General features: G+C 36.9%; 7 protein-coding genes. 3 read left to right on the forward strand and 4 right to left on the reverse strand.

Annotated features, from left to right (window positions below):
* From C7S20_RS10120 to C7S20_RS10135, 4 genes are all read right to left on the reverse strand, one after another.
* Entirely contained in the window at positions 1-2,409 is a 2,409-nt protein-coding gene (locus C7S20_RS10120) for a glycoside hydrolase family 2 TIM barrel-domain containing protein (RefSeq protein ID WP_107012368.1), read from the reverse strand.
* Between the two features lie 23 nt (positions 2,410-2,432).
* Positions 2,433-4,010 (reverse strand): glycoside hydrolase family 30 protein, encoded by a 1,578-nt coding sequence (locus C7S20_RS10125; RefSeq protein WP_107012369.1) that lies wholly within the window; start codon positions 4,008-4,010, stop codon positions 2,433-2,435.
* 156 nt (positions 4,011-4,166) lie between these two features.
* Positions 4,167-5,858, reverse strand: a complete 1,692-nt coding sequence (locus tag C7S20_RS10130; protein ID WP_107012370.1) for a RagB/SusD family nutrient uptake outer membrane protein — start codon at positions 5,856-5,858, stop codon at positions 4,167-4,169.
* A 9-nt stretch (positions 5,859-5,867) separates the two neighbouring features.
* The gene (locus C7S20_RS10135; RefSeq protein WP_107012371.1) at positions 5,868-8,966 is read right to left on the reverse strand and encodes a SusC/RagA family TonB-linked outer membrane protein; all 3,099 of its coding nucleotides are present in this window, start codon (positions 8,964-8,966) and stop codon (positions 5,868-5,870) included.
* A gap of 230 nt (positions 8,967-9,196) precedes the next feature.
* Here C7S20_RS10135 and C7S20_RS10140 point away from each other — a divergent pair, with 230 nt between their 5' ends.
* From C7S20_RS10140 to C7S20_RS10150, 3 genes are all read left to right on the forward strand, one after another.
* Positions 9,197-13,255 carry a hybrid sensor histidine kinase/response regulator transcription factor gene (locus C7S20_RS10140; protein WP_159039915.1) on the forward strand — a complete coding sequence of 1,353 codons (4,059 nt, stop codon included), beginning with the start codon at positions 9,197-9,199 and terminating at the stop codon, positions 13,253-13,255.
* 387 nt (positions 13,256-13,642) lie between these two features.
* A complete protein-coding gene (locus C7S20_RS10145) occupies positions 13,643-16,702 on the forward strand; it encodes a SusC/RagA family TonB-linked outer membrane protein (RefSeq protein ID WP_107012373.1) in 3,060 nt (1,019 codons plus the stop codon).
* 10 nt (positions 16,703-16,712) lie between these two features.
* Positions 16,713-18,359 (forward strand): RagB/SusD family nutrient uptake outer membrane protein, encoded by a 1,647-nt coding sequence (locus C7S20_RS10150; protein WP_107012374.1) that lies wholly within the window; start codon positions 16,713-16,715, stop codon positions 18,357-18,359.
* Positions 18,360-18,438 lie beyond the last annotated feature (79 nt).

The following is an 18,438-nucleotide window of genomic DNA, read 5'->3' on the forward strand; positions in this document are numbered from 1 at the left end:
TTATTCTTTTTTAATAGTGATCTTTTGAGTTTTTAGATCATTTGCTTTTATTTGAATCTTGATGTTTTCTGAATTTCCTGTAGTTTGGACATAGGCTCGCAATCGGCCTTGATAAGTTTTTCTATTATTTGATTGATAGATCTCATGACTGTCTCTGTCCCCACTTTCCAGAGCAAGAATTTTTGCAGGTCCTTCAATCTCGAAAGATATTTTTTTATCTTCATCGATCACCCTGGAACCTTTTCTATCAACAAGCAAAATATCGACCATAAAGGTTTCTCCTGAATCTGAATAATCTTCTTTACTGCTTGAAACCTGCATTTTATTTACTTCACCCGGAGTATTTAAAGAATAGGATGCAACTTCCTTTCCATTATTAAAAGCTTTTGCTTTTAACTCTCCTGTCTGGTATGGAACTTCCCATCCAATCATTTGGTCAGGAGTATATTCTCCCTTTTTACGGCCCAGGGATTCCCCATTTAAAAATAATTCCACCTCATCAGTATTGGTGTAGACGGAGATCCATTTGATCTCTCCTTCTTTCCCTTTCCAGACCGGTTGAATATTCCAGCGTCTGTTTAAATTTTTCTGGCTATTGGTTACTCCAATAAAAACCATCGGATTTTCATTCCATAAACTTTTTCTGAAATAAAAATCGGGTTTTGGCTTTCCGGCAAGATCCAGAATTCCGGCACCGCTACTTCTGTTAGGCCATTCACGAGCTTCTCCGATAAAATCGAAAGCAGTCCACAGGAATTGAGAGGAGATATAGTCGTTGTTTTTTACCGCCAGCCAAGCCTCCAGCGCATCTCCATTTTCACTGCCGTAAATAACTCTTTTTGGGTAATTTTTATGATCATCGTCATAACGAAATTCCTGGTAATTATAACCTACAATATCTAATACCTCAGGGTAAATAGTGTGATTTGACATGGTTACTCCGGCCAGGGCAGCGGTAACCGCGCGAGTGGTATCAAACATCTTTGCTGCCTTTACCAGTTCATTTGCGAATTTGCCTAACTGAGCTGCAGGCGGGTTCTGTGGCTGATAACCCTTTCCGTATATCTGGGGATTTAGACCTTCGTCAAGAACAGGATGGCTGTAAGGATCATTTGGATAATCGATCTCATTACCGATGCTCCACATAATGATGGAAGCATGATTGCGGTTTCTTCTGACCATATCCTGAACATCCTTTGCGCCCCATTGTGCAAAATCTTCGTGGGAGCCGTCATTGCCAGGAGTTCCTGCATTCCAGCCGGTAATCCATTTATTCTTACCAAATTCCCACTCATCAAAAGCTTCGTCTTGAACCAGGAATCCCATCTCATCTGCCAGATCATAAATATAATCCTGATGTGGGTAGTGGCTCATTCTTATTGCATTTGCTCCTAAATCTTTCAACTTTTGAAATCTTTCCCTCCATACTTCTTTTGGAACTGCAGCTCCTAAAGCACCAGCATCATGATGGAGACAAACCCCTTTTATAAGTATATTTTCACCATTAAGAAAGAAGCCTTTATCGGGATCGAATTTAAAATCTCTAAATCCCACCTTTTCATTCCAGGTTTCGGCGACAGATTGATTTTCCTTTATGATAGTCACTTTCAAATTATATAAATTTGGGTTTTTCGGTGACCATAATTCCGGATTTTCGATACTTAAATTAAGTTCTATATAATTTTGCTTTCCAGGTCTTAGGTAAAGAGGCTTTTCTGTTGAAGCAATAACTTTTCCTTCTTTATTCATTAATTCGGCCTGAATGGTCGAAGGAACTATTTCCTTTCTATTATTTTTGACTTCTACCGATATTTTAGCTTTTGCTGAATTATTTGAAACTTCAGGAGTGGTAAAAAAAACTCCCCATTGGGCGAAATGCGCCGGATTTTGTTTTAACAGATAAACGTTGCGATAGATTCCTGAACCAGTATAAAAACGGGAGTCGGCATATTCACTATGATCAACTTTGACCAGAATTTCGTTATTGGTCGGTTTCAAATAAGGGGTTAGGTCATATTGAAAAGGTATAAATCCATTTGGACGTTTCCCTAAATAGCGCCCATTTATCCAGACTTCACTATTTTTATAGACACCATCGAAATAGATAGAATAATTTTCTTCTGGATCATAATTTTCAATATTAAAATCTTTTTTATACCAACCTATTCCGCCGGGAAGAAAACCTGTACCGCTGGCCCATTTTGAAGCGAAAGGTCCTTCAATACTCCAGTCATGTGGGAGATCTACATTCTTCCAGTCCGAATTATTGGAAAATACTTCAGTACTGTCCCCTTTTTGGAAACTCCAGCCTTTGTTAAATAATTTTTTGCCGGATTCTTGCGCCTTAGTAGGAGAAGAAAATTGTATAAATACGGCTAAAAAAATTAATATTTTAAATTTCGATTGCATATTTTTTTGATTTTCGGAAAGGTCTATTTTAGTAGTAAGGTTACGATGGAACGAGAAGGGATATTGATTATATCTTGAGAATTCAGGTCAGTCTTTTCAAGATCCTTACTTGAAGAGGTTACATAAGCTTCTAACGAAGAGGCTGAAGTATCCTGCAGTTTAACAGGAATCTCATCAAATTTTGAATTCACTATTACTATAATCTTTTCGCCGGTCTCCGGATTTTTATAAGCAGAGAACAAAAAGTCTTTATTTGAAGAATCTGGAGATGAAATTTGAATTCTTTGGGAACCAGGTCTAATAAAGCGACTAAAATTACCCAGAGCCCAGAGCATTTTACTATCGTAATAATTTCCGTTCTCGATGTTTTTGTCAACATAAACAAGTCCATCTTTATAATCATAGGCAGAGATAGCCGTCCACCAATGCCATGCCGAAGCTTCGGCAACAGTAAGGTCTGTGTGAATTACTCTGGCGAGATAAAGTGCCGGATTAATTCCCAAATCACGACCATTTCCTTGAATTTCGCCATTATTGTCGCCTAAAATACAATATTCCGACATCCAGTAATTTAAATCTGGTACACTTTCCATTTCCGATTTTAGCATTTTTCTAACAGAAATCATTGAAGGATAGGGGGAAGTGGTAAAATAACTGTGCCCGGAAATGCTATGTCCAATTTTTTCGAGGTTGCCGACATAATTTTCAGAAGAAGGTTCAAAAAAATCCATAATCTGTTCTGACCTTCCAGGTTTATTGCCTTGTTCAAACAAGTAATTGATCTGACCTGCTTCTGAGATATCAATTTTGGGGGTGAGATTTCTATTTATCAATTCTGAATTCAGGGCTTTAACAATTCTGGTAATTTCATTGTTCCAAAACGGCGTTCCTTCCTGCCCGCCTGTCCAGTCCCATTGTGGTTCGTTAACAGGACTTATGTAATCGACATGCAGGCCTTTTTTAGATAAACCTTCCACTACATCGGCGAGATAGTCAGCAAATTCATCATAATGTTCGGGAGACAAATTAGATTGATTTGAATCACTTGTAAAAGCTTTGCCATTTCTCGTAATCGTTACTGGTGGACTGTTTGTAAAAAGCAAAAGTTTCTCTACACCTCTTGATTTAGCGGCATTGGCAAACCACACCTGTCCCTGCATTTTATCCCAATCATATTTTCCAGTTTCAGGAACAATAAAAGATTCACCTCTTCGCCAAGGATCTGATATGCCACTCGCAGCTCCTTGAGACGCGCTTCCTGCCCCTAAATTAAAACGCCATAACGATAAACCAATTCCTATAGGGTTGCCCTCTTGATCAATTTCTTTACTGAAGAGAAGATCGGCGATAATATTTTTTTTCTCTTCAGGCCATTTTCCAACAAACTGGGCAGACCAAGCATCACTAGCCCCAAAATTTTCAATGGTTTGAAAAATATTATTTTCCTGAATTTTTAAATTTATTATTTTTTCACCTGAGGCATTATCAAAAGGAACTTCTATGTTGCTTTCATCATTAGATTGGCAAGAGGCAGCACTAAAACACCCTAATAAAATAATAATACATAATTTAAATGGCTGCAATGCTTTTATCTTTATCATCTGTGAGTGTAAAGGTTTGTTGTATTGGGTAAAATTCTTTTTTAAAGAAAGACAAAATATTTTAAGGGTAAATCATTTATATGCTATACCCAACCATTGTCGGGTATAGCAATAAATGCACTATTCAAACTAACTATTAACTCTATTAACTAAATTTTAATTGTAACCAGGGTTCTGTTCAAGTTGGTTGTCTGAAGCGAGAATTTCATCCCGGGGAATCGGCAGCCAATAATGCTTAGGATCAAAAGAACGTCCCTCTAGTGCCGTAATAACTTCATAGGATAAATCACCACTTTCGCTTTTTGTGATTTTTATTCCTTTTGCTGGCTTATTTGCAGTTTCATCTGCTATCATCCATCGTCTCACATCATAGAATCGATGTTCTTCGAACGCCAGTTCGATTCTTCGTTCATGTCTAATTCGTTCCCTCATTTCAGATTGAGAAAGACCTTCCGGTAAATCTGGCATTCCAGCTCTATCCCGAATAGCATTCATTGCCTCGTATACAGAGTCATCAGGGCCACTCGCTTCATTTTGCGCTTCAGCGTAATTCAATAATATTTCTCCATACCTCAAATAGATCCAGTTCTGGATACCTGCAGCTCCCCATGGATTGATAATAGGAAGGTCTTTATCGATGAATTTCCTCAAATAATAACCGCTTTTACTGGTGTTCCAATTAGAAGGACCATCAGGACTATCCAATCCACCAGGTACAAATGTTTCAACTGGTCTTCCTCTGTATTCGGCACCGTTATATAGAATGGTTTCATAAAACCTCGGATCCCGGTTCTCATAAGGATTTGAAGCTTCTTCCGGATCACTCCAGTTAAATTCTGTACCATCGGCCATTTCATAATCATCTACCAGATTTTGAAGCGGCACGTTACCACCCCATCCCCCATATCCATTGGGACCATTTGCTATTTCAAGGTGAGTGTGGAGCTGATTAAGATTGTAATATCTGGCGAAAATAATCTCGCTGTTTGAGCCAGGTGTTAAAAATAATTCCTGATAATCGGGATATAAATTATATACGCCTAGGTCCATTACAGCTTTCGCAGCCTGCGCTGCTTCGGCCCATTTTTGAGAATCAGAAGACCCACCAGTATATAAAGGACTTGCAGCATAGAGTAATAATCTTGATTTCAATGCCATTGCAGCGCCTTTAGTAGCTCGTCCTTCCTCCCAGTCAGAATTATTTTGAAGAGGCAAACCTTCAATGGCTAAATTCAATTCATTGATAGTATAATCAATCCCATCTTGAATTGAGCTTCTTTCAAACAGTGAAGGATCTGAAAAATCATCACCTAATTCTGAGACCTTGTCACCCACCAGTACGACACGTCCATAATTTCTTATAAGATCATGATAGCGATATGCACGAATAAAATGTAATTCCGCCTTTAATTTATTCTTATGAGATTCACTCATGTTAAGCTCATCAATATGTGCGAGAGCATAGTTAACCTCTCTAATGCTTCTATAGCTTCGTCCCCAAAAAGTACCAGCAATACCAAGATTTTCTGGTGAAAGCTGGCCCCGCTGAATAAGCCATGTGTTGTCATCATTATTGTAGATAGACTCATCTGTAAGTGAGCTCCACATTGCGTATTCAAAACCTCGACCAAATCCTGGTGCACTTCCATCTCCTTCTTTATTTGTGAGCCTAACACCTAAATATCTATTTACAACAAAAGCTTCAAACAAAGTAGAATCTGAGAGAATTGCGGCATCTGATACCCTGTCGGTAGGTGTAATCTCCAGGTAGTCTTTCTGGCAACTTGTTAGAAAGATACTACCAAATATAACTGCATAAATCAGTTTAGTGTTAAATATATTTTTCATAGTATGTTTTTAAAATTGAACGTTTAATCCGAAATTGATAATTCGTTGTTGTGGATAAAATTGTCCACTTTCGCTATATCCTTCAGGGTCATAATCTTCTACACTAGTAAGTGTAAGAAGGTTAAAAGCACTGGTGTAAAGTCTAACACGTGATAATCCTATTTTATCTGTCCAGTCTTCAGAAAAAGTATAACCTAACTGGACGCTTTTTAGCCGTCCAAAAGCATTATTGTCTAACCAAAAGTCATTTCTGTAAAGTCCACCACTCACAGCAGATGAAGATCTTTCACTTACCCGGGGATAAGTCCCGTCTGGATTATTCGGACTCCATCGATTGTTGGCCCAGCTACTATAAAAATTACCAATTGTTCCGGATTCTGGTAGCACATATTGTCTTACCTGTCCCTGTCCCGAAATTACTGCTGAAAAATCGAAATTTTTATAAGTGGCGTCAAAAGTCAAGCCAAATGTTATTCTCGGAATATTGCCATATTTCGTTCTATACATGTCATCGGCAGTGATTTCGCCGTCATCGTTCATGTCTTCATAGATCAAATCACCTGGTTTGGCTCCGGGTACGGAAGGCCTGCTCTCGATTTCTTCCTGATTTTGGAAAATCCCAATTGCATGATATAACAGATAGGTGTTCATTGGACCGCCTGTCTGTTTCTGATATTCTGGAATTCCAGAGGCTTCGTCTATAAATTCAATTTCATTTCTGGCATAAGTAAAGTTACCTGTAATGTTAAAGTCGAAATCCCCTTCGGCATTTCTTTGATAACCTATGCTTGTTTCTATACCATGACTTTTTACTTCACCAATATTTTCATCAGGTACAAGGGCTCCCGAGCCGTATGGATTGACGATCCCCGTCACCTGAGGAATCGATGCATTTCGTGGCCATAAAATATTACTTCTGTTTTCATAATAGTAAACCACTTCAGTATTAAAATGTTTGAGCCATTTGGCATTAACAGCAATATCTGTCTTCTTAGCAACTTCCCATGTTATATTAGGATTTGCAAGTTTCGTCAAATCTATACCCGTAACAACTTCGTTTCCGATAACGTAACCATTATTAAAAACGTAATTGTCGTAATACTGGAATTGTCCAACATTATCATTTCCCAATTGGCCATAGGATGCACGGAATTTTAGATCATCGAAGAAATCAGTGTTAAACCATTCTTCTTCAGTAATTCTATACCCAGCTGAAATTGAAGGAAAATAGCCAAATCTTTTTCCTTCAGGAAAATTAGAAGAACCATCTGCCCTCATCTGGAACTCAGCGAGATACTTCTCCTGATAATCATAGGCTATACGGCTTATAATACTCTGACGAGTAAAATTGTAGCTATATCCGTAATTGTTCCTATCGGTAGCGGCGGGTCCCCCCTGTGAAAGTTCAGGTGTTGCGGTTGTAGGGAAATTTATTCTATTAGCTCCCAATGTATGTGAATAAGTTTCACTTTGTTCGTACCCTATAAAAGCATCAATATGATGGCCGTGAAACTCGTTTTTGTAGTTTAACTTGATGTTAGCAACCGTTTGAGATTCGTTAAATTGCTCTTCATTCAACGACCCTAATTGGTTAGGACCACCGCCAACAACAATTTGCTCGTAAACATCATTAGCACGATTGTAATTATAAAGAGTGTATGGAGTTCTGAAATTTCTTACCCGATTTGAAAGCTCGTCTACCGAATAGAATCCATCCAGAGAGAGCCCTTCAAGAAACGGTAATTCGTATTTAGCATTTAAGATACCGTTAAAAACATATCTGGGATTATCATTAATACCTCCCATTGCGGTAGCAAGAACGGCTGGATTGGCATTTTCTATTCCGGTAGAGGGATAGCCATTAGGGTAAAATGCAGGTATTGTAGGATATGCTCTATATATAGATCTAAAGATATATCCAGCACCTTCTGTTGGAAATTGACGGTCTTCTTTTCGGCCTGATAATAATAGACCAACATTAAGACGATCTGTAATATCTACGTTAATATTAGATCGAACATTATACTGATCGTATTGGGTTGCGCCATTCTTATATAAACCTTCCTGTGAAGTTTTTCCCAGAGAAAAGAAATAATTATTGTTTTCTCCACCTCCTCGAACATCAAGATGATGCTGTGTTTGAACCGCTACATTTTTTAGAGTTATTTCGGCCCAATCAGTATTGGGATAATTTAAGGGGTCAGATCCATTTCGAAATAGTTCAATTTCATTGTCATCATAAATTTGATTTAGACCTCCATCGGGATTATTATAATACGCTATTTCATTTCTTATTTGTGCGTACGTTGCAGCATTAGCCATTTCAGGCAAGCGAGTAGGAGAAGATAAACCTATATCAAATTTATAAGAAATCTCTGGTTTCGAATTGTTTTTTCCTTTTTTAGTAGTAATAAGAATTACACCATTGGCAGCACGGCTGCCATAGATAGCGGCTGAAGCATCTTTAAGTACCGTTACACTTTCGATATCTTCAGGTGATAATCTTGAAAGACCACCTACCTGACCCGGCACTCCATCAACAACAACAAGCACATCATTATTCCCTAAAGTTGATAGTCCCCTGACCAAAATAGACGAATCATCATATCCTGGTTCACCTGCCCTGTTTGTTGTAATTACACCTGACATCCGGCCGGCAAACGAACTTGAAAGGTTTGGTTGAGGACTCTCCGCCAGAGATTCCCCTTCAACTTCAGAAATGGAACCTGTAAGTGTTGCTCTTTTTTTACCGCCATAACCTACCACCACCACTTCGTTCAATGATTGTTGGTCTGGTTCCATTGTTATGTTAAAATTTGTTTTATTCCCAATTGGTATTTCCTGGGTGGCATAACTTATGAAGGAGACTACCAGAGTTTTATCCATCGGGTTTTCTACTCTAAGTGAAAAATTTCCGTCCATATTGGTAGTGGTACCATTTGACGTACCCTTAACAACAATTGTCGCGCCAGGAAGAGGCAGTCCAGTTTCATCTTTAACATTTCCAGTGATTTCTTGCTCCTGTGCAAAAATCAACGATGAAAATAGGAAGAAAAGAATCGAGGTATAGGACCTGAGACTTTTCGAAATAATTAATCTTTTCAACATACGTTTTAGTTTTAATGTAGAAGTGATTGATCCAGTTATTTTTTAATATGATTTAAGAAATCGATTTCGTAAAATTACTTTCACAAATATCGATCTACAATTTTCATGATTAATCAAAAAGATACCCCGGGGTAAATTGTCAAATTTCGGGGGGTTAATCGTTCAACTCTTAAATAATGCTTAATTTGGACAACTTAAAAAATGACTTTATTAAAAATTTTACCCAGAGAATGGAAATTCGCAATCTCTCTTTTATTTATATTTTTCAGTTCTGTTTGGTTGTTTTTGCGCAAAAATCATCCGGACAGAACGTATCCAATTACAATCTTAACTTTCATCTTTTAGATGTCTCATCTGGATTATCTCACAATTTTGTAAATGATATCACCCAGGATTCTCTCGGTTTTATTTGGGTAGGAACTTATGACGGATTGAATAGATATGACGGTTCAAGTTTTCTCCAGTTTAAAAAAGAATTGAAAAAACCATTGATGGGGCTGTCCAATAATTATGTTCAGGCGTTAGAAGTGCTTCCTCAGGGAATTTTAATTGCAACTGATGCGGGTTTAAATACCTATAATCTACGAAGCGGTAAATTTGATATTTTAAATAGTGAGAATGGTTTATATAATAATAGTGTTAGCAGCATAAAGAAGTTTTGCGATAATAATTTATTGGTTGGAACATATAGAGGAGGTCTGCAAATAGTAAATCAGAAAAAAGAAGTGATTAGTCTTCCAGATTTTTTTGGAATAAATAATGAGCTTTCTTTTAATGAGATATCATCTATTGTGATTCAAAACGATTCGCTAATCTGGGTGGGGTCCTTTAATAATGGGCTGGATAGAATCTCACTCAGAACTGGAGAAATTACTCATTCTTCTAAAATTAAAGGACTTGACCTAACCTCAGCAGTTATAAATATTCTCTATGTAGATTCCAAGAATAATTTATGGATCGGTACCCGAAGGGGACTAAAGATCTTAAAAAATGATGGTAAAGTTTTATCACTTTCCAAATCAAAAGCTCCTTCCTTTGGTTTAAGTGATGATGAGATATTGAGTTTACAGGAAGATCGGAATGGACAAATGTGGATAGGTACACGGAATGGTGGTCTGAATATCTTGGATATAAAATCTTTAAATAGTAAAAAGCTGCTTAACCGATGGTACCTGCCGGATAATAGCGGGAAAAGTGTTTTTAATAGAACAGTTTCTGTAATATTCCGGGATAAGCAGGGTAATATGTGGCTGGGTACTCCCACAGGAATAAATTTCGTTAACCCGAAAGGAGAAAAAATTCAGTTGCTTACTCATCAAAATTTGAAAGGGCATTCTTTAAGTCATGATCGCATTGGCTCTATTGCTAAGGCCGATAAAAATAAGGTGTGGATCGGAACAGATGGTGCCGGCTTGGATCTATTGGATCCTCAAAAGGGAAAAGTAAAGCATTTTGAGCATAGCGGCGAGAACAGTTTAAGTAACAATTATCTTCTTTCCATATATCAGCAATCACCCGATTCGGTTTGGGTTGGCACGTATCAGGGAGGTCTTAATCTTTTAAATCCTAAAACCGGCGATTGTAGGCATTATTTGCAAGGATCTACAGAAGAAGGAAGCGATGTTCGTGTTATTTATCGTGCTTCAAACGGTAAACTGTGGGTTGGGACAAATCGAGGAGGTCTTTATAAATATATAAGAGGGAAGGATCAATTTCAATATATTGATAATCTTGGTAAAATTGATGTGCGAGATATTGCCGAAGATAAAAATGGTATACTCTGGCTTGCCACCTACGGGTCAGGAATAATAAAATTTGAACCTGAGACCAGGGTTTATAATACTTATTTGCAATCTAATCTGCCTAAGCTTAATAGTAATGTAATTTTCTCAATTATTGTTTTACCAGATGGCGATATTCTGGCAGGCACCAGGTATGCAGGTTTAATAAGACTAGATCCTGAAACTAACAGAATAGACCATTTTACAGAAACAGATGGATTAAGTAATAATACCGTAAATAGCCTTGTTATTGAAGATGACAAATTTGTTTGGATGGGTAGTTATAATGGTCTTAATAGGTATAATATAAGAACGAACGAGATATTGAATATTAGTGCTTTAGATAATATTCAGGAAGGGGAATTTAATATTGGAGCTGCTGAAATTAACCGGGATGGCGTAATATATATTGGAGGTAATAACGGTCTAAATATATTTAATCCCAAGGATTTTAAAGCCGATAAGAATGATTTCCCGGTGGTATTCGAGGGTATAAAAGTACTGAATGAAGAGGTAAAGGTAGCAGAAAATGGAGAAAAATCCATTCTTGAAGAAACTATATTCTTTCAGGATGAAATAAAACTGGCATCGAACCAGAATAGTTTTTCAATAGATTTTGCTGCTTTAAAATATCCGGAGGCAAAAAATATCAATTATTCTTATAAGCTTGAAAATTATAATGATTTCTGGATAGATAATAGAACTTCAGGAACGGCTAATTTTACAAGCGTTCCTCCCGGGGAATATTATTTTATAGTAAAAACAAATTCCGGTTTGGAAAATCAGCTTTCCAAAAGATTAAAGATAGTTATTATACCGCCTTTTTGGAAAACTCTCCCCGCCTTCGTGCTTTATACCTTGATAGCTATTTTTCTTATATGGATTAGTTCCCGGTATTATTCTGAAAGGTTAAAATTAAAAAATTCACTTCTTTTTGAAAAAAAGCAAAGAATACTAGAGCATGACATTAATGAAGAGCGTTTTCGATTTTTTACCGCTTTTTCTCATGAGTTGAAGACACCTTTGACCCTCATCCTGGCACCTGTTGAAAATCTTCTGTCAAAAAAACTACCTAATGAAAATCGAAAAGATTTGATATTCATTTATCGTAATGCACAGAATTTATATAGATCTATTAATAAACTTCTAGAATTTAGAAAAGCTGAGGAGGGTCTTAGTCAATTAAAAAATGAACCTGTTGATTTACCGGCAAAAATGAGAAAGTTGGTAAAAAATTACGTTCCCCTGGCAAAAGAAAAAGAAATTCAAATTGAATTTTCTGGACCAATTGAACCAAAAATTTTCATTATAGATATTGAAAAGATGGAGGTGATTTTAAATAATCTTCTTTCAAATGCCATTAAATATAGCGATAAAGGGGGTAGAGTTAAAATCAGTTTTAGTGATGACGAAACAGGTTTTCAAATTCAGGTTCAGGATTCGGGACCAGGCATTAATGCAAAAGACATATCTCATATCTTCGAATGGTATTATAGATCTGAAAGTATAACCAAAAAGTCTGGTACTGGTATCGGTCTTGCTTTGTCAAAAAGATTTGCTCAGCTTCACGGCGGTTCAATAGAGGTGTCAAGCGAGGAGTGCAGAGGTACAATATTTACAGTTAGTATCCCCGTGAAAATGACTAATCTTTATATGGAAGGAGTTAGTATAGAAGAATTAAAAATTGAAAATTATCCTATAGAAAAGCTTGCAAATCAAAAAATAAGTATAAAACCTGAAATAGAACGGAGCCTGATTTTAATTATTGATGATAATGAAGAGATTCTTCAGTTTTTAAAGAGGATTTTTCAACCAGATTACGATTTAGTTTTTGCTGTAAACGGTAGAGAAGGTATAGAAAAAGCAAAACGGTATATTCCAGATATTATTATATCAGATGTCATGATGCCGGAGAAAAGCGGACTTTATTTATGTTCAGAATTAAAAAATGAGATGGCGACTAGTCATATTCCCATTATTTTGTTAACAGCTAAAACTGCGGTCGATAATATAAGCCATGGATATCAGGAAGGAGCAGATGATTATATCACCAAACCATTTAACCCCGGTCTTCTTAAAACTCGAGTAAAAAATTTATTGGCAGGGAGAGAAAAGCTGAAGCAGTATTTTACAAATAAATTAGAACCTAATCCGAATGAAGAAAATTCTCCCTTGGTTTTGAGAAAAGAAAAACTTTTCCTGAAGGACCTTAATGTAATTATTTTGGCACATATGAATGATAATAATGATAGTGTTGAAAATATAGCACAGGGAGCAGGAATGAGCAGAACGTCGTTATACCGTAAACTAAAGGCAATAACGGGTTTAAATATCAATGAATATATTCGAAATTTTAAAATAGAGAGAGCTGCTCACCTAATCCAATTTGAAAATTACTCTGTTTCACAAGCATCTTTCGAAGTTGGTTTTGGCGATGTAAAATATTTCAGAAAAATATTCAAAGGTAAATATGGCAAGAATCCTTCAGAATTAAAACAGGAAAATTAATAGCAAAATTTGTGGACTTAAAGCCTTCAGGATCTACAAATCTATATTTATAAGCTTGACGAGCTAAGAAATTTTAACAAGATTTTGAGTTTGTTATTTTTTCAAATCTCAGTTAAATAGGCGTTTGAGAAATCAAAGTTTTGGATATCGTTCTCTTTTATTCATAAACTTCCTTCATTTTCCGCGATTAAACTACCTTTTTCTTAAAGTAAATATTAAATATTAATAAATTTTTTATTTTATTTTTTTTAATTGTCAAAAATACACTTATAATTGTATTTAGGAAATTAAGGATAAATGGGTAAATCGTTGAATATACCTCTTTAAAAAAAATTAAGAAGGCTACCATATTTCAGGAATTTTTAACTAACTATAAATCCAATTTTTATGAGAAATTTTTTACTCTGTGAATTTCGAAACCGCTCGAAGTGGCTTTTCATTATGCTTTTTCCACTTCTGTGGCAAAGTATTTTAGCCGATAATAGTAATTCTCCTTCAATAATTTTTCAGCGGGAGATAACAGGTACAGTAACTTCTGCTTCAGATAATATGCCTTTGGGTGGAGTAACCGTGATAGTTAAGGGTACGCAAAATGGTACGGTAACAGATTTTGATGGAAATTATTCTATTTCTGTTAGTGATCCAGATGCCGTTCTGATGTTTTCTTTTGTGGGTTTTAAAACAAAAGAAATACCTGTAAACGGGCAAAATGTTATTAATGTAGATTTAGTTGAAGATTTAGGGCAGTTGGATGAAGTTGTAGTGATTGGGTACGGTGAGCAAAAACGAAGTAATATTCCTGGTGCAGTTTCGGAAATTCCTGCTGAGGAATTGGAGCAAAATCCGGCGCCAAACCTTACAAGTTCTTTGGTGGGTCAAACTGCCGGGATTATAGCTACGCAACGTTCAGGTTCCCCTGGAAATGACTATTCAAATATTTATATTCGTGGAATTGGAACTACTGGAGACGCTTCCCCAATTTTCGTGATCGATGGGATAGTTCGGGGTTATCGGGATTTCGAACAGCTCAATGCTAATGAAATAGAATCTTTATCTGTACTTAAAGATGCAGCGAGTGCAGCTGTATTTGGAGTAAGAGGGGGTAACGGGGTTATACTGGTGACTACTAAGAGGGGAAAAGAGGGTGTAATGCAAATTAATTTCACCTCAAATTTAGGTGTTCAACAAAGAACTAACGAACCTGATTACCTAAATTCTTATGAATATGCCCAGTTATATAATGAGGCTTTAATTAATGAAGGGAAAGACCCTATTTATACAGAGCAAGATTTAAATAAATATTTGAATCATACTAATCCTGATACACATCCAGATGTAAACTGGTTTGATGTGCTGAAAAACACTGCTCTTTTAAGAGAGTATAGTCTCTCGGCTAGTGGAGGTTCTGAAAAGGTTCAATACGCTACTTCTTTAAGCTTTTTAGATCAGAATGGGATTGTTCCCTCTAATAATTTTAAAAGATATAACTTTCGTTCAAATATTGATGCAGATGTTACAGAGACAACCAGATTGTCTTTTGATCTCTCAGGTCGTGACGATCGAACCAATAATGTGGCAGCACAAGAGCTTTTTAGATGGTTATCAAGTAAAAGACCAAATGAAGTGCCTATTAAATGGTCAAACGGAACGTATTCTGGTGGAGCAGCATACCTAGCCCTGCCTGAAAATGGTTATAGAAATAGGGCTATAATGGCATTTAAAAGTCGCGTTCAAATACTGCAGGAATTACCGATTAATGGCCTTACACTAAAGGGTATAGCTTCATATGACAAAACGTTTACCGATCATAAAAACTTCCTATTTCCCCAAATTCCTAGTTACTCAAGGAATAGTGATGGAACTTTTACGGAGGATCCAAAAGGAAAAACCGAGTTATATCAGGATCATAACGATTACCAGTCTATTACTTTAGAGGCCCATTTAAATTATGATCATGAATTCGGTAAATCTAATGTGTCAGCTCTACTATTATATACTCAAACTGAAGAAAAATGGAAATTCATGTCGGCTTACAGAGACCAATTTACTTTGGCTATAGACGAACTTGATTTTGGAGGAGCTGCTAACCGGACTAATAGCGGTTACTCTGGTAGAAGTGCCAGACGAGGAGTTGTGGGAAGATTAAATTATACCTTTGATGATAAATATATTATTGAGGGAAGTTTTCGTGCAGATGCTTCTGAACAATTTGCGCCTGGAAAACGATGGGGATTTTTCCCTTCTGGATCCTTGGGATATGTAATTTCCAAAGAATCATTTCTTAAAGACTCAGAAGTAATAGATTTTCTAAAACTTAGAGGATCTTATGGAGTTCTGGGTAATGACCGTATTGGTGGGGCAAGATTCCTTTACCTTCAGTCATTCTATCAGTCTGGGAATGCCGTGTTTGGGGATGGAAATGTGCAGCCGGCAATTGTAGAGGGTAATTTAGCTAATCCCAATGTAACCTGGGAGACAGTGAAAAAACTCAATATAGGTTTGGATGCAAATTTCTGGGATAAAAAATTGTCATTAACATTTGATTATTTTTATGATAAACGAACGGATATCCTTGGAAGGAGAAATTTAACAGTTCCAAGTCTTTTAGGTATTGGTCTTCCCGTAGAAAACCTGTCCCGTATAGATAATAAAGGTTTTGAGGCTGTAATAGGCCATCAAAACTACATTGGAGATGATTTCAATTATTCAGTAAGCGCTAATTTGACTTACGCCAGAAATAAAATTGTTTTTATCGATGAGCCTGAAACCTCGAATCCTAGAATAAGACAAACAGGTCGACCCCTATACGGGCAGTATGGTTATATAGCCTTAGGCCTTTTTCAAACTCAGGAAGAAATTGACAATGCTGCAGAACAGGTAGGGAATATTGCTCCGGGAGATATACAGTATGCCGATTTGAATAATGATGGGGTAATAGATGATTTGGATAGAACTTATATTGGAACTTCCAATACTCCCGAAATAATATTTGGATTAAATGGAAGTTTTAGCTATAAAAATTTTCAACTCTCGTACCTTTTTCAGGGTGCTACGAACGTCAATCAATATTATTCGGCTGAAGCCTACTGGCCTTTCTTCCTTGGCACCAGTCCTGCATTTAGACATAATTTGGATCGCTGGACTCCCACCAATAGGGACGCTAGCGAACCCCGGGTATTAATAGATGCAAATAGTAATCAGGCAGCTTCTTCATTTTGGTTAAAAGACGCTTCTTATGTTCGGCTTAAAAATATGGAATTGGCTTATAACATTCCTGTAGATTCATTTCAATCCAAATTTATTCAGGGTGCTAGAATCTATGTAAACGGAAATAACATCTACACCTGGACAAAAATTAAAGGATATGACCCAGAAAATGGGGATGGCAGAGGGTGGACATATCCACAGATGAAAATATGGAATGTTGGATTGAATTTAAAATTTTAAAATTATTGATATGAAAAAAAAATCTAATATATCAGGCAAAGTTTTAGGAGGACTATTGGTGATTTTTATTCTATTTGGTTGCCAAAAAGATTTTCTCGATCAGGTTCCAAAAGATTCGTTAACTGAAGAAACTGTTTGGAGTGATCCTCAGGGAGCAATTCAATTTGTAAACGCAATTTATGGTGAAATGCCATCTGGTTTTGATCGCTGGTATGATGGGTGGGCGAAAGGTCTTTATTTATTAGATGGAGCTTCCGATGATGGAGATGTTTCTATGGGGTGGACTCATTCTACCTTATTGCAGAATGCTCAATTCTTGCCAACCTATGTTCCATGGGGAAATATGTGGGGTAATTACTACAATCTTATAAGAAAAGCTAATGTGGCGTTGGAGAATCTCGATCGCCTGGAAGATCAGGAATTAGCTTCAAGGTTAAAAGGAGAAGTATATTTTTTAAGAGGTTTTATGTATCATAAACTATTAAGATTGTTTGGATATAGATCAGAGGGAGGGGATCCGACCGGTGTTCCTCTAATTGATAAAAGCTTGAGCCTTGATGATGACCTACAAATTCCAAGAGCTTCCTATGACGAAGTAGTAAACTTTATTATAGCTGATCTCGACAAGGCAGCTGAACTTCTCCCTGCTAAGGGGGGTATTGAAGCAGGAAGAGCTACATCTGGAGCGGCCAAGGCTTATAAGGGTCGGGTGTTGTTGTATGCTGAAAAATGGCAGAAGTCTGCTGAAGCTTCTAACGAAGTTATATCTTCCGGAAACTATTCATTATTTCCAGATTATAGAACCTTATTCTTGACTAAAAATAACGAAGAAATAATATTTGCCAAGAAATTTCTTTACCCTGATAAACATCATCAAACCAATGCCGGTGGTACACCAAATGCGGGTTGGGATGTATACAACACTCCTGCATCATACCGGGGAGTAAGTGATGCTGGGTGGGGTGGAAACTTACCTACTCAGAATTTCGTTGGCTCCTATGATATGATTGACGGAAAACCACAAGATGAGTCGCCTCTTTACGACCCAAAACATCCTTGGGATAATCTGGATCCTAGGTTTGAAGCAACTGTGGTGCATAACGGCGCGACATTTCGCGGGCGCAAGGTTGAGCTATTCGTAGGAGGTAGAGATGATGTATTTATGCATACCGGATATTTTGTACGCAAATTTCACGATGAAGACCTTGTTATATACTCAAGGTCCAGTGATCAGGATTGGATTTTTATGAGGTATGCAGAGGTATTATTGAATTATGCTGAGGCAAAAAATGAAGCATCCGGTCCAGATGGTAGTGTATATGATGCTATTAATGCAATAAGAAATAGAGCTGGTATGCCCGATTTACCAGAGGGACTTTCACAAAGTGAAATGAGAGCTAAGATACGAAATGAAAGAAGAATTGAACTGGCATTTGAAGAGCATCGCTACTTTGATATACGTAGATGGCGGATTGCTCCGGATTTGTTGAATGGCCCAGTACAGGGTATGCATACTTACAAAAATGATGATGGTTCGTTCACTTACGAAATATTTGATGTTGAACAGCGCAATTTCCCTGAAAAAATGTATGTATTGCCAATACCACAGGATGAGATTGATAAGAATCCAGCAGCAAAGCAAATTCTAGGTTGGTAATTTTTTAATTAATTAATTTTGATGAGCCAGAAAAAGGTTGCCAAAATAAGGGCAATCTTTTTTCTTGCCTTAAATTACC

It is taken from the genome of Christiangramia fulva, assembly GCF_003024155.1.
GTDB lineage: Bacteria > Bacteroidota > Bacteroidia > Flavobacteriales > Flavobacteriaceae > Christiangramia > Christiangramia fulva.